A 15,320-nucleotide genomic window follows, 5' to 3' on the forward strand; every position below is an offset into this window, starting at 1 on the left:
TTATCGAACAACCGCAATTTTAGTGACAGTCTGTTCGCCGTAGCCGGTTTTGAGATAAGCCAAATAAATGCCGTTTAATACCGGTACGCCCATGCCGTTAGTGCCGTCCCATTCAATGTCGCCTTGATGCAGCCCGGGTGAAGTATAATCGGGAAATGCGTCCTTCTTGAACTCCCAGGTGCGCACCAAATCACCGGTCAATGTGTAGATGGACAGCTTGATGTCCGATGCTTCCTTAAGATAGTACACAAATGAAGTTTTCGGTTTGGAAAGCCTGCCGAATGGATTGGGATAGTTGTAGAATGACTTGCTCAAAGAGGCGTCGACCAAAACGGCAGACTGAGATACAAAGCCCAAATACGAATAAGCGGCGCCGGTTGAATCGACCAGCATTACAGGCACCGAAAACTCGTCGACAATCCTTACCGCAGAAGTCGAGTCGATGCTCAGGTGAAAATCGATGAGTTCAGCCTGCTCACGAAGATCGACGATCAGTTTGATAGAGTCGGTTCTGCTGCCGATCAAGGTGTCCATGACAAAAGAGCGGAAATTCAAAAAGACGCCGCCGCTGTCTTCGAATGCGACCGCTTGACCGAAAAGATAATCGTCTTGGTCCGCCTTGACCGCCGCAATACGCCGAATCATCTGCTTGCCGCTGATCTTTTTGCCGCTGCGGTCGCGGATCGTTACGGTGATGCCGGTGACATAGGAACGCACCGTTGCGGAGCTTTCCATGTTCTTTAGCGCCAATCCCATCATCGGCACGTTAGAGGCGCCACGGACCACAGTGGTCTGTTTGCGTACGGTAAAGGGCTTGATCATTACCTTGCCGGGTTCCACCCACACCTTGGCAACGGCGCTCGAATCGCCGTCAATCAGTTCCACCGGCGTACGGGCAAACTCATCCAACGGCAGATCAAGCAGGCTGACGACAAAACTATCGGCCCGCGAGGTGATCGCACGCGGTGCTCTAATACGCCAGCTCACTGTGTCCTTGTTGGTACTCTTGAGAGTATCATGGTCGACCAACTGAAAAATTTCCGGCACCTGCAGACGCAACCGATAATTACCGACAAGCTCAGCCTCGCCGAAATTTTCCAACCAGGAGGTTACTTTAAAAATGCTTCCCGGTCGAACGCTGGTCGAATCGTTCCCAGGGGTATCGTGGACATAAAGACGAAGCTTGACGCGCGCCTTTTCCACGGTACGAAGCGGGAAAATCACTTCATCCTTGTCGGTTTTGGAAGGCAGCCCGCTGTTGATGTCGCGCGGCAATCCTTCCACCAAGATCGCAAACCTCGACAACAGGTCGCTGCCCCGAGACGGTGCCTTAAGCTGCCATGTGGGATGGAGATTTTTCGCAGCATAATCAGCCGCCGACACTTCTTTGATTTCTGTCTCACCCTCTAAGAACCGGAAACCGGGCGGCGCCGACAACCTCATTCTGAACTTGTCGCTTTGGTTAAAGCCCGCGCCGCTGTGTTTAATGACGGCGGTTAAATGAAAAACTTGATCCGTGGACACTTTGTCTTTCGTCGACGATTCGGGTGGAAAAGAAATCGTCGGCTCGACGGTAAAGATTGAACGTTGTGTAAGCGGCAAGGCAATTTTGCCGGATTGCCGACTGATCGGCTGCTCGGATTGCAGATCGATCGCTTCAACCTTGATATAGCAGCTGTCCGGAGTCGAAGGTATGCCCGTCGGCGCGGTGACAGTCCAGGTCTGCCACAATTTTTCGCCGCTGCCGGGCAGAAACTTGACCGCATCCAGAATACGGAATTGCGGCGAAGTGATGTACAATGTCGTTTTGATTTCGGCATCCTTTACACCGAACGTGCTGATTTGCGCCGCCACTTGAAATGCCTGCTCGGTTGACACCATCGAAATAGGATCACCAAAAATAGTGCGCAGCACGATCGAATCGATGGTGATGCTGCCGCCGCGATTATAAATGCACGGAAGGATCCGCTCCGTCGTTGTGACCAACGCCGCCGTACCGGCGTTTGCATCCTGCGGAATCATGGTGATGCGCACAATGATCTGCCGCTGCGTTTCGTCCACAATCGACGGTGCCTGCACCGACCAGGAGATCTCCTCGTCGCCGGTGAAGGCTTTGCTGGGAGAATCTCCGCCCGTCAAAACCAGTCCGCCGCTTCGACTCAGATCAAGCGTAACAGTACCATTTCCGACATAAGGGGCCTGGCCAAAGTTGCGTACACGGGTCACAATGCGCGCCTGCTGTCCCTGCGTGAAATTGGCAATTCCTTGGCGGATAACTCCCTGCGGATAGATTTCGATCGGTTCCAGCGCCAAGGTGGTTCGCTGCTCAACTTTTTGAATGACCAATTGCCGTGTATCAAAATAGAGTGTATCTGCGGGGTTTCCGCCGGTCACCGAAAGGGTAAAGGCGTGGGCGTCGGTGACCGGATATAGCGGCGCCGTCAATTCCCAACGCAGCGTATCAACTTCCTGGGTTATGGGAAGGATTTGATCGCTCTTGAATTCGTATCCTGGGGTCACGGGAAGCCGCGGCAGGCTGAGGGTGGCCCGTCGATCAACGATGCTCTGGCTCGATTTAACCACGGCCATGAGATGCAGCACCTGTTCGGTTGAAAGGATGCCGTCAACAGCTCCCTTTGGGCCTTCCACGACAAAGGATTGGATCGTCAGAGCTCCGACCGTATCCGTTCGCACGTCGACAAAAGACCTAATATCACCAAGCAGCGCCTGCAAACCCGTATTAAGATCAGGAGGAACCAAAGTCAAACGGCTTTCAATCCGATCCGGACCTGAAATCGTCTCGGGAGCGCGCAGAACAAAACGCAAGTCCAAAGAATCGGTGCCGGCGGGCAGAGAAAATGCCTTTTCAACCGGGTCCGCAATAAAATTTCTCGGTTCCCGTTCGATGAGATAGCCTTTTGGAGGCGTCACTTCCAAACGGCCGACTCCTATGCCCGCTTTTCCAAAATTGCGCAGTTTGGCAACTACGGTGAACGGCTTGCCTTTTTCAACCCATGTTCCTCCCAAATCACCGATCTGAAGACGGTAAACAAGCTGAGCAGGGGTCTGGATACGGACGCGAACTTCATCAGCGCCGCGCGCAGGTTCCCGCGGAGTTACAGCCGTAAGATCACCCTTGGCAACGGCGCTTAAAATCTTGGCTCGAAAAACCTCGAGCTGCTCGCCCAATCGCTCATCCCAACTGTCGTCGGCGCGGACTAGGAACTTGGCCACGGCCACACTGTCGCTGCCGATGCTGCGAATCGTATCATACAAGGCCGTCCGCAAAGAATTACCGCTGGATTCCAATTTTACAACAACATCCTGCACTCCGCCGAATTGACCGGTCTGAATGTGAACTTGGACGATAAATTGTTGGCCGCGATTGACCAATGCGATATTATTGTTATCTTCGGCATTAACATCGGCTATCGTTTGCCGAATGACCAGCGAGGCATTGTTGGCCACATAAATATTTCCGCTTTTCACTGCAGACAGCCTGAGTTCGCCGTTGCTGTTCATATCAAAAGCCCGCAGATAAACGGTATAGACCGCCTTACCGGCCAGATCGCCGTTGCGCCGCACCGTGTAAACCAACGTGTCCGTAGCACCGGCTGCCAAAACAAAATTCTTCGCCTGCTCCAGGCCGTCCGGCGGCAATACTTTATAGTCGCGATCCACGATGCCGTTGACGGTAAAGGTCACATTGCTGTCCGAAACAGCGATGAATTGTAAGGCGGCATCACCGGTGTTGCGGACAACCACGAAAATATTCCATGGGGACAACCGGTCGCCGGCATTGATTGTTTCTACAGAACTTTTAACTTGAACAATTTCCAAATCGGCGCCGCGTCGGATCAGTGCTTTTGTCGTGTCGGCACCATCGGGGGCGAGAATAGAAACGTTTTGTCTTGAATTGAAACCTTTTGCAGATAAAATCTCCGAGTGAAAAATAACTTCACCAAGTGTGGAACCGGCTTGGATGCGAAAATCAATCTCCGCACTATCGCCGCCGGCAATCGTGGTCGGAATGTACAACGGCGACTGCGCAACGCCGGCCAAATTGGGTTTGTCCGGCGTTAGAGAAACCAACGCCTGACCGGCGCTCTCGGAACCTTCGTTACGCACCTGCACCCGAACGGCAAACTCTTGCCCGAAACTGACCTCGCGGCTGGGATTGGGCGCCATGTTTTTTGTCGACACGATCCGAAGCGCGGCAGGGCGATAAATTTTAATCTCCGCTGTTGCATCGACGGCCTCTTTGATGTTTGCCTGAGAACCGTCAAATCCTTTGGCGCTCAGAATGCGCGCCGTTAAAATTTCTCCATCGAGATTTTCAAGCTCAGCCGCTTTAATGCGAAATCCGACATCACCGGTGGCAGCAATATTCAGGCGGGTAATCGTCCGCTCAGGCGTTAAAACAGTTGAATTCGGCGCCGTCAATGCGACGCGCACGGTATCAATGAACCGCCCGCCTTCGTTGCGTACTTGGACGCGGACGACAAACTCTTGTCCGACATTAACATGACCGACGCCGTTCTTGTCGACGTTATGAGTCGTGTCGATAAATGTAGAAACAAGTCGAACAACCGAGCTGCTGGTTACAAAAATTTGCGTGTCTGCCGTTACTATTCGCGGTCCGCCTGCCAGATTGTTCAATTCCAACCCCCGAATTGCGGCGCGAACTGTCTTGCGGCCGGCGCCTTTACCGGTTTCGCGAACAGTATAGGTCAAGGTGACCGAAGCGCCGTTGCTGATGCGTCGCTGACCGGCCGGAATAGGCTGCGGCTCGATCAGATGATCTGTTTCTTCGACGCCGCTCTCATTTAGGATCTTGATATCCGATGCGGCAGGGTCCAAAAGTTCAATAACTCCGGCGCCGGTGTTGCGCACGGTTACAAAGATGTTCCAAGGAATGACCGAAGAGGAGGTCACCGTATCCTGATCGACGCGGATCTGAACGACCGAAAATTGAGCGGGAGCCTGCGTAAACACGGTTTCGGTCGAATCGACACTCGGACGGACGATTCTAGCCGGGCCGTTGGTATTTCTGGCTGTTGCACTGATAATGGTCGCTCTGAACAAGCCTTTTTGACCTTCTATATTTGGCGGAGCAACGCGTATCGGGGGTGTCCACACCGACGTACCAGGGGCCAAATTGGTTACTGAGGCCGTTGAACCGTCCGGCAGAGCGAACAAACCGTTATCGCTGTAGAACTGCACCCCCGCCTGCTTTATGTAATCCGAATTCTCGCCGCCGACATGGGTTACTTTGGCGCGCAAAAAGAATTCTTGTCCGCTGTTTACAAACCCGCCGGAGTTGATCATTGCCTCAAGGCTGTCCAGCCGCACTTTTGCAGAGTCTTGAATGGTTATACGCAACTGTTCCGGCGCAATATTCGTAAGATAACGGCCCGTATTGTCCTCGCGCAGCGCAAGATTGGCGTTGATGGTCGTTTCGCCTACCATCTCCTGTGCTGCGGACACTTTGGTAATGCGAAATCTGACCGAATCTTGAGTATTTCCTGCAAGAATTGAGGAACCGCTGCCGACAAAGATATTCGGCGTCTGTACCGTAAAGTTCTCATTTCCCTTGCTGAAAGTGAGAAACGTCATCGCCGGATCTTGAACAAGCGACAGATTACTGCCGCCTCGGTTCCGCAGGTGAGCGGTCACCTCCACAGGTTCTGTTTGACCGCGGGTTAGAGTAGATTGTTGGGATTTGAGTGCCAATACTTCCAAAATTGCCGGTGATTGAACGGTGACCTTGGCGGCATTGCTGATCTGCTGCTCGAACAAGGGGCCGCTTTCCAAACTGTCGCTCAAAACCGCTTTAGCGCTCAAGAGCACATCCCCCAACGGTGCGTCCTCGGAAACAGAGTTCACATTAAAGCGGATCACTTTGCTTCTGCCGTTGCCGATGAACGGTGAATTATCGACAAATTTATCAGGAGAGGTGACGCCGAAGCGATTGGAAACATTTTGCGTGCCGAAACTGAAAATCATTGCCGCGGATTTTAATTTTAATGTTCCGCCGCTGTTGTTAGTGACTTGGACGTCAATCTGCCAGGGCTCCGTCTGGCCCGCTGTGACTGTCTTTGCACTCGGAACAACAAGATCGACAGAGATGTTGCCGGGCTGACTGATTCTAATCGACGTTCCGGCAAGCGTGATGGTTTTTTGAAAAGCCGCGCCGTTTTCGATTCCTGAAAGTACTAAAACAGGTTCATAAGCGCCGAGCGCAAAAGCCGAAGTCAAATATCTCTGTTGAAAGTAGAGGCGCACCGCCCCATTTCCGGGAATCACTGCTCCGCGCGTTTCATCAAGGTTAGCGGAATAGGTGTTGACACCGTCGCTGAATGAAAAGGTCGTTGCGTCGCTGAAAAGGGTCACCGCCGCCTGGCCGTTATTGACAAGACTCAACTGAAATTCAACAGTTCGGCCTGGTATGGCCGTCAGAGGGCCGAGCGAATTCGGTTGATACGCAATATCAGCCGCCGACACCACTGCCAGCTGGACCGGCTGTTGATTTTCAGCATAGAGAGGAAGCTTGCGGTTGAGTTCTATTGCCTTGACCGCGGCGCGCACATCATAAACTGCCGGTGAATTGACTCTGGCCGTGACCTTGAAAAAAAGACTGTCTTTGGCGCCGCCGTTCAAGGTTTTCGACTTGGATCCGAAAAGGGCATCCGGCTTTGTTACCGAAAATGCATTTGAAGGCGTGCTGCCCAGGTAAAAACGCAGCCAGGTGGAATCGACGCTTGCAGGGTTTACTTCAACAGCCGCTTCGCCTCGGTTTTCAACTACAACAAATACATCCCACGTCGTTTCACGGCCTGAAGAGATTTGCGGGAGACGGCTTTTAATTTCACTAATGCGCAAATCCGAAGGGTTTTGCAAAAGAATCGAAGATTTGGCATCGCCTGCGCTTTTGCTCTTTACTTCCCCTGTATTGTTGACCGTATAACGGATTTGCGGATTGATGGTCACAACTCCGGCCGGTCCTCCGGTCCTCGTAACCGGCAGGGTGAGGATGTCCGTTTCCCGTTCGCTCAAAACGGCGTCGCCGTTCGCCAATGTCGCCTGACCGAACGTAAAGTTCGAAACCGGCTGCCCCGCCTGGTCGGTCATTCCTGCCTGCACGGCGTTAAGGTCGATCGTCACCGGACTACCGCCTCGATTGCTCAGTTCAATAACGATGTTCCAAGTTTGCTCGTTGCTGTTGACGGTAGCCGAACTTTGCGAGGGATAAACGCGAGCGATGACCACATCGTCAGGCGTCTGTACCTCCAATGCGCCGTAAGAGCCGGAGATATTCGAATTGGTAAAGTAACCGTCGCTGCTTTCCACGCGGGCAAAAAGGGTGTAATTGCCGCTTGGTACACCGGAGCCGATGCGCGTTACCGTATAATCCAAATAACCGATCTCACCAGCCGGGATTGCCTGTGATCCGCTTCTTAGTCGCGTCGGTGATGTTACCGAAATGTCGGGAGTGCCGCTCAGACCGCTTTTTAGGAATTGAATTTTCGTTCTGTCCGGCTGAAAGTTTAACGTTACGGGTGAGGTGCTTAAATTTTTTACGCCGACCGTTATGGTGAACGGCTTTGTCTGACCTTGCGTCACAGCGGGCTGCGTCGGTATGATGCCGACGATTTGCAGGGAAGGCGCGTCAATGCTGGTAAACTGATCGCTGGGAGAAACGTTGGTCGTCCGCAAACCTTTTGTATTGGCATCTTGATAATCGACTCGCGCAGCAACCGTGATGCGGCCCAACGGCGCATTGGGTGTAGAAGATAGAAAATAGCGCAATTGCGCCGTCGCGCCGCCGAGAACGCGTACGGGTCTGGGTTGAGCCGGATCGGGGGTAATGATAAAGTTCGATGAAACGTCGACCAGCTGTTCGTTGAAAAAGCTGAAAGTTGCATTTCCGGCCAATGCATCGGCAGTATTCAAGACGCCTTCATTATTACGGACGAAAATTGTAACCGGAATGCCCCCGCCGCCGCGCGCAAGGCTGTCAGCCTGTATGTTCAGGGCCGCTGCCTGCAAGGCCGCCGGCCGCTGGACCAGCCATTGGTCGGTTATCTCGGCGTTATTTGCCTGCGCCGGTACGCCTTTATAAGTGCCGAGGATTTGCCCATCCAGTGTAATGGCTCCCAAGGTTGCATTTGCAGCCACGTTCACTGTAAAGGTCAAAGACATCGATCCGCGTGCCGGAATGGAACCGGTCACCGCCGGGGCAGAATAATCACCATTGACCGACAACACACCGGCTCTAAAATTCAACGAGGCGGTAAAGTTTTCAAAAGCGTCGTCGCTGTTGTTGACGAGCTCCATTCTTACAACGAGGCCGTTTTGGCCCTGACTGACCGTCGAGTCGTCGGCGACAATACGCGTAATGCGAATATTGTTGGGGCCTGTGACCCGAATGATGCGTGTTGAATCGCTTACGGTTCCAAACGTCGCCCAAATGTATTGCTCGCCCAAGGTAATAAGTTTGAAATTCGTGCCGGGGAAAGTTCTTGTGCCGTTGCTGCCGGAAAAGGAGGTCGGCGCCGGCAGCACCTTTTGAGGACTGGGATCAGAAGAACCAAAACTGACTGTACCGGTAAAGTTGGTTTTGACATTATCATAAACGTCATAAGCCCGCACGGTCACTGTGCTGGGGAAAAATGTGTTCGTAGGAATAGTGGCAGGTACATCAAAAAACTTGAAAGAAGCCAGAGCGCCGGGTTGAACAGTAATGATAGGCGTTAAAGCCGAGATACTTGGAGTGCCGCCCACCTGTCCCAGCAGCTGAAGACTTTCCGCCCGCACAAGGGTTTGATAAGAACTGCCTCTGCCTTTGCGGACAGTAATAGGTGTAAGGGTTGGTGCATGGCCGTTCGGAGCATTGTGGTCCCCGGAAGGAAAACTGAGTTGTATCACCGCATCCGCGGGATTGCCGAAATCGTCAACAGCATTGACTACCCTTAACTCAAAAGGCTGTCCGGCTGTTTGCGTCGTAACAACATCAAAAGCAAAAGTTTTTATCCTTCCGGGCAGAACATTAAACGACCGGCTCGTACGTCGTACATTGCCGATTACCGCATCAAACGTATGCAGACCCACTGTTCGAAATTCGAAACCCTCTCCGCTAAACGACTTGGTACCTCCATCCGCCACAGTGAAAACATATGGTGTATTAATATTCCAATCAATGAGAGCCTTTGGATCGCTGCTATCAAAGTAAAGAGATCCCACCAAATCCGTTTTTCGATTTCGCCACTGATCGTAAGCGGTAACCGTAATGGTGGTACCGGCGCCAAAGTCGGTTCCCGCAATCGTGGAATCAGGCGGATTGGAAACGTCCAAGCTGCCCAAAGCCCCCGGCTTGACAAATATATTTGTTGTGAAGGCTGTTCCGCCCCCTTCTGCAGTGCCCTTTAATCTTATTGTTTCCGCTTTATAAAGGGTCTGCACGGCACTTCCCGTTCCGTTCCGGACCCAAATCGGCACCAAAACAGGAAAAGTGTTGCCGTCCGGCGCTCGATGGTCTGCAAGCGTTCCGATCTCAAAAGAAATAGTTACTATTCCATCCGACAGATTGCCGTCAGAATCCCTTGCATTAAGGACATTCAGTGAAAAGCCCTCGCCCGCGCGCGGTTCGGTCACACTTGAGCTTAATGAAAAGGTCGAAATGGGGTGGATAAGTGTTAAGGTCGTCGAGCCGCTGTCCGAGGGAACGGAAGTAAAAGGATCGGCGTCGAACGTAAAAGTTTCCACACGGACCCGATAAGTTCCTACATTCGGCGCATTTCCGATTAGAGCCAAATTGACTCCGACTGCCCCTTGACCGTTATTGTTGTTTATCCCCACTCTCGTCATGACAAGCTTGCGGTAGGTCGTGCCGCCAATATTGACGGTGCGAATCGTATCGATCCGTATGGCGCCGTTCATAGTGTTCGGGTCCACCGTCGTCGCCATTACCAGCTGATTTCGATCCAGAATGAATTCGCTCGGATAAATAACCGCAATTTTGCCCTGTGCATTGATCGGCGCAATAGTGGTCCAGGTAAGCTTGTGTATCGTTCTAGCTCCGACCACACGACTTTGTGGTTCGACTCTTAACGTCGAAGAGATATTTCCTGCCTGAAGAGCAGAGGCGGCAATCAAGCCGCAAAATATACCGATGGCAAATCTGCGCAGCACCATAAGCCTTCACTGTTTTTTTGATTCGTTGTTTTCAGCTGCCGAAAGGCTTTCGGCGCGCTCTATTTCCTGATTCCCTTGCTTCAGCATGACGACAACCTTATCAGCAGCCGTTTGCTGAATCGGATTGAGTAATGTAGCAAGTTTAATATCGAACTCTTCTCCCGGCAAAAGTGTGGCGGAAACTCCACGGATGTCGATTACCAATGTGTCTCCTCGTAAACTAACAGGCAGAACCCCGCCGAGGCGGTCCGAAGCGGCAAGCGTGACGCCGCTTACGTTGTAGCCGCTTGGAAAAACAATTTCGATTCGGGAGGTAGGCAAAATGGGTGAATCGAACGCTACTTTTAGCTCGTACACCGCCGGTTCGGCCGGTTTTTGCGTCGTCGAAAACACACTAATAATTCTATTTTCGGCGCGCAATTGCAGGGTAAAAACGCTCATTCCGAGCAAAAAGCAGATCAAATTTAACTTCATGAGAATCTCTTTCATTAGTTTGATACCAAAACAATTCGTTTTTGCACAAAATTCAAGATTTATTTATCGTAACAAAAATTTTTGTCTCAAAATGAATAACCTGTTCGCGGCGAATACAAACTATCATCTCGAACCAAGAAATTCAAGCAAAATCTTGACGCAAAATCAAAGTTGCAATTCTTATTCCAAGGAAAAAATCTGACGAAAAAAGATATGTGAGAGAGGAATCAGGAAGGTTTTAATTCAGAACAGCCCGCAGCAGAATCAAAAGCCCGCGGCCGTCATTCTGCATGAGCTTTAACTTTTTCTTGGCTTTTTCATAGTCGGGATTGATTTGGACAGCTTTTTCGAATTCTTTCGTCGACTTTTCGAAGCAAAGCCACGCCTTCAGCAAATAGGCCAAACCTAAGCTGTGATGGAGGTCTGCATAGTGCGGATTATCCTTCAATACATTTTGGATGGTCTGAATGTAATAATCCAACTCTCCCCCTTCATCGGCCAATTGGCCGAACATAAATTTGAGATAAAACTCGCTGTCCAGCCATTTGCCATTGCGTTCACTTTTTCGCGCTTGTGACAACAATGACAACGCTTCTTCGACTTCTCCGCCGAGCTTTAGGTTATCGATCGCTTCCAAAAGCTTGTCAGCATGGAGATCGGAACTCATCCGTTGCACTTTGCGCAGCAGCTGCTCGGCTTCTTTGAGTCGTTCGATCGGAGGCGGCAAATTTGCGTGAACCGGGTCGGAAATGACGCTTTCGACTAGGAGATTAGCAAGCGTAAAATAAGCGTCCCAATATTTTGGGTTCAGCGACAATGCTTGGTTGATGCAGTCACGTGCTTTATCAAATCGATCCAACCGCCAATTGATTTTTGCCAATAAAAGCTGCAGATCCGGATAAGAAGGCTTTTTAGCTGCCGCTTTCTCTGCATAATTTAAAGCTTTTTGCGCATCACCGGCATAAAGGAGGGCAGTCGCTAATTCAATCTGCAACTCTTCATCTTCGGGTTGATGGGCAATAACTGCAGAAAGCTGAGCCACGGCGTCCGCGTAAAAACCCTTTTCAAAAAATAAATGCCCCAGTCGGCGCATGGAAGGCAGATGCTTTGAGCTTTTCACCTTTTCGGCGATGTGAAAAAGCATTTCCACCTCCGCCTTTACTAAATCATGAATCCGATTGATTCGATTTTCCGCTGCATCGGATTCTGTTTGGGTTTCGATCGGGAATCGCTTTTTAAAGACCAGCGCGCCGCCGTCAAATAAGGAAGATACGATCAGGTGATCATCGACGCTCGTCTGCAGATGAAATTTTCGATCGGCAATTGCCAGTTCGCTATTCAAACCGATGCTCATGTAACAGTTTGGGCGATTAGTTAATTAAAACATGCTTTATGAGATTCGGGGATGGAACTTCTCTAGGCTCTTCTTCAGCATGTTAATAATCTTGTTGAGCGCATAATAGAGTCAGCGCCTTTAATCCGCTTTCCAATCGATCCAGAGCCTTTTCGAGATTGGCCATCGAAGTAGCGAAAGAAAGCCGACAATGCGTATCCATTCCGAACGCTATGCCGGGCACAATCGCAACACCATGGTTTTCCAACAAGTAAGCGCAAAAGCCCATCGAGTCTTTAATTTCACCTTTATAATACCAGGAAAAATCCGGAAATGCGTAAAAAGCGCCCTGGGGCGGTTCATAACCGACATGCGGCATGCGGCGGATCCTTTCGGATACATAATCGCACCGCTGATGAAATGCAGCAACCATCTCTTTTAGAAACGACTTGTCGGAAACATATCCTGCCAAGGCTGCTCTTTGCGAAATGGAGGTGGGGTTGGAGGTTGTATGCCCTTGATAATTAGCGACAGCGGCGGCTATAGGCTTCGGCGCTGCTAAAAAGCCGATTCGCCAGCCCGTCATGGCGAATGTTTTTGAAACGCCGTTGACATAAAGCAGCTTGTCGCGAATTTGCTCATAAACCGTCATGCTTGCAAATCGATCTTTAAAAACGATTTTATCATAGATTTCGTCTGAAATCACATAGATATCGTGTTTCTGAATGACCGCCGCCAAATCATCAAGCTCTGATCGGCTGTAGACGGCTCCTGAGGGGTTGCTGGGCGAATTCAGTATCAAAAGACGCGTCTTTGGAGTAATGGCCGCTTCAAGCTGATCAGCCGTGATCTTTAAGCCGGTCGAGTCTTGGGGCGTCATTTCAACGACCTCAGCACCGGCAAGGCGGATCATTTCAGGATAACTGACCCAATAAGGGATCGGCAGTAATACTTGATCTCCTGGATCACAAACTGCGGCGATGGCTTGATAAACGGCATGCTTGGCGCCGCAGGTTACTACAATTTCATTCGGTTCATAAACAGCTCCGTGTTCCGCCTTTATCCAGTCGCAAATTGCCTCTTTAAGCTCAAAAGCGCCATCCACAGGGGTATACTTGGTATACCCTTCCTGAATCGCCTTTATTGCTGCCTCTTTAATATGCTGAGGCGTGTCGAAGTCCGGCTCACCGGCGCCCAAAGATACAACGTCTTTCCCTTCGCGCTTTAGCCTTGCCATTGTTTTTGTTAGCGCCAAGGTTTGGGATTCCTGGATCTGTGCAAGTCGTTTTGAAACGTGCATAGCGGTTTATTCCTTCAGTTGGCCTTAATGCTGCAGATGCAGGCGACGTTGACGATGTCTTCGGCTTTGCAGCCGCGCGAAAGATCATTGGCGGGTTTAGCCAACCCCTGCAACAACGGTCCTAAAGCTGTTGCGCCTGCCAGCCGCTCGGTTAATTTGTAAGCAATGTTTCCGGCGTTAAGATCAGGGAAAATGAGCACATTGGCTTGTCCGGCCACCAAGCTTCCTGGAGCCTTTTTGGCCGCCACGAACGGTACCAGCGCCGCATCAGCCTGCAGCTCGCCGTCGATCAATAGATCGGGGCGTCGCTCCTGCGCAATTCTTGTGGCGATGCGGACCTTGTCCACAAGCTCATGTTCCGCGCTTCCCTTAGTAGAGAAGCTGAGCAACGCTGTCAACGGTTTCTGTCCGGTGAGCTTTTTATGGGACTCGGCAGAGGCAATGGCGATTTCAGCTAACTGTTCGGCAGTCGGATTCGGCACCACGCCGCAATCGGCATAGGTCAGGGGTGTGCCGTCTTTAAGAATCATCAAAAATGTGCTCGATACAATTGAATACTCTTTTGCAGTGCCGATAATCTGAATGGCGGCGCGCAGGACATTGCTCGTTGTCTCAACGGCACCTGCTACGCTGGCATCCGCCAGACCGACATGGACAGCCATGGCCGCATAAAAAAGCGGCTGCTGCATTACCATGGCGGCCTTTTCCATGTCCACCCCTTTATGTTTGCGCTTTTCAAAGTAGATCTTGATAAAATCATTTCGATTAGAATCTTTTTGCGGATCGATGATTTGAATACCGCGAAGATCGGCTTTAAACTTTTCTGCTGCACTTAATGTGGCTTCCTCATCTCCGACAAGAATGGGAATCGCTAATTTCTTTTCCTGCAGAATTTCGACTGCACGCAGCACCCGTTCGTCCGTCGATTCGGAAAAAACTATCCGCTTAGGATTTTCAGCAGCGCGTCTCTGGATTTCTTCAATGACGTTCATTGGCTCAGCTTTTCCTTTAATTTTTTGTAAACGTATTTGGGGACAAATTGATCAAATTCAGCATTAAAGTAGGCTAATTCCTTAACAATGCTTGAATTCAAATAAGCATACCGCTCGTGCGGCATTAAAAATACGGTTATCAATTTTTCATTCAGCTTGCGATTAATCATCGCCATTTGCAATTCATACTCAAAATCGGAAACGGCGCGTAAACCACGAATAAGGGCCACCGCACCGCGTTTTTCGGCATACTCTACCAAGAGCCCGTCTACTCGGCAGATTTCGATGCGCGGATCGTTGCCCACCACATTACCAATCATATCGATGCGTTCTTCCGTACTAAACAAAGGTTTCTTTTGGGGATTAGTGGCCACGGCAATAATGAGATGATCAAAAAGCAAAACTGCCCGCTGAATGATGTCGAGGTGGCCATTAGTTATCGGATCAAAAGTTCCCGGATAAATTGCGGTTTTTGGCATTCTCAAGATAATTGATAAAAGGTTAATTGGGCATCGCCGAATTTTTTTTGGCGAATAACTTGAAAGGACTCATGGGTTGGAGGCTCGATGCGTGCAGAAGATTCATAAATAACTACACCATCTTTTGCAAGAAGACGATTTGCCGCGATTTTATTAAGTACTGCGCTAAATTCTGAAAATTCATACGGCGGATCTGCAAAAATCACGTCGAACTCCTCACCAAGTTGCTCTTTGCTCAGCGCCTTTAATGCGTCGCCTACAATAATATCGGCTTCCATACCGACTATATTGCAATTACGACGAATTTCCTTGGCCGTCTGTGCCGAGATTTCGACGAAAACAACCTTTTGCGCTCCGCGGCTTTTGGCTTCGATGCCGACGGCACCGCTACCGGCAAAAAGGTCTAAAAGCTTTGCTCCGGTAATTTTATCTCCTATAATGGAAAAGAGCGCTTCTCGCAAGCGATCTGATGTCGGCCTGACGTTCCTTTCTTTCGGAGCAAAAAGTTTCCTTCCTTTAAATTGGCCGGCAATAATTCGCATTTATAT

General features: G+C 50.5%; 7 protein-coding genes. All 7 read right to left on the minus strand.

Annotated features, from left to right (window positions below; all coding sequences use genetic code 11):
* The 7 genes from ONB24_00185 to rsmD all read right to left on the minus strand — a co-directional run bounded on the left by ONB24_00185 (position 1) and on the right by rsmD (position 15,314).
* Entirely contained in the window at positions 1–10,194 is a 10,194-nt protein-coding gene (locus ONB24_00185) for a hypothetical protein (protein MDZ7314517.1), read from the minus strand.
* Between the two features lie 6 nt (positions 10,195–10,200).
* Positions 10,201–10,668 (minus strand): hypothetical protein, encoded by a 468-nt coding sequence (locus ONB24_00190; protein MDZ7314518.1) that lies wholly within the window; start codon positions 10,666–10,668, stop codon positions 10,201–10,203.
* Between the two features lie 238 nt (positions 10,669–10,906).
* Positions 10,907–12,010 (minus strand): tetratricopeptide repeat protein, encoded by a 1,104-nt coding sequence (locus ONB24_00195; GenBank protein MDZ7314519.1) that lies wholly within the window; start codon positions 12,008–12,010, stop codon positions 10,907–10,909.
* Between the two features lie 94 nt (positions 12,011–12,104).
* Positions 12,105–13,238, minus strand: coding sequence for a pyridoxal phosphate-dependent aminotransferase (locus ONB24_00200; protein MDZ7314520.1), 1,134 nt, complete (start codon positions 13,236–13,238; stop codon positions 12,105–12,107).
* A gap of 77 nt (positions 13,239–13,315) precedes the next feature.
* On the minus strand, positions 13,316–14,293 hold the full coding sequence (gene pta, locus ONB24_00205) for a phosphate acetyltransferase (protein ID MDZ7314521.1): 978 nt from the start codon (positions 14,291–14,293) through the stop codon (positions 13,316–13,318).
* Positions 14,290–14,772 (minus strand): pantetheine-phosphate adenylyltransferase, encoded by a 483-nt coding sequence (gene coaD / locus ONB24_00210; protein ID MDZ7314522.1) that lies wholly within the window; start codon positions 14,770–14,772, stop codon positions 14,290–14,292. The genes pta and coaD overlap by 4 nt, the downstream gene beginning before the upstream one ends.
* A gap of 2 nt (positions 14,773–14,774) precedes the next feature.
* On the minus strand, positions 14,775–15,314 hold the full coding sequence (gene rsmD / locus ONB24_00215; GenBank protein MDZ7314523.1) for a 16S rRNA (guanine(966)-N(2))-methyltransferase RsmD: 540 nt from the start codon (positions 15,312–15,314) through the stop codon (positions 14,775–14,777).
* Positions 15,315–15,320: the final 6 nt, after the last annotated feature.

It is taken from the genome of candidate division KSB1 bacterium (genome assembly GCA_034505495.1).
In the GTDB taxonomy this organism is placed as follows: Bacteria; Zhuqueibacterota; Zhuqueibacteria; order Residuimicrobiales; family Krinioviventaceae; genus Fontimicrobium_A.

Bases quoted from the DNA above. Each gene is read 5' to 3' on its own strand.
- ONB24_00200 (MDZ7314520.1), bottom strand. From the start codon at position 13,238: ATGGCAAGGCTAAAGCGCGAAGGGAAAGACGTTGTATCTTTGGGCGCC.
- coaD (MDZ7314522.1), bottom strand. From the start codon at position 14,772: ATGCCAAAAACCGCAATTTATCCGGGAACTTTTGATCCGATAACTAAT.
- rsmD (MDZ7314523.1), bottom strand. From the start codon at position 15,314: ATGCGAATTATTGCCGGCCAATTTAAAGGAAGGAAACTTTTTGCTCCG.
- ONB24_00190 (MDZ7314518.1), bottom strand. From the start codon at position 10,668: ATGAAGTTAAATTTGATCTGCTTTTTGCTCGGAATGAGCGTTTTTACC.
- ONB24_00185 (MDZ7314517.1), bottom strand. From the start codon at position 10,194: ATGGTGCTGCGCAGATTTGCCATCGGTATATTTTGCGGCTTGATTGCC.
- pta (MDZ7314521.1), bottom strand. From the start codon at position 14,293: ATGAACGTCATTGAAGAAATCCAGAGACGCGCTGCTGAAAATCCTAAG.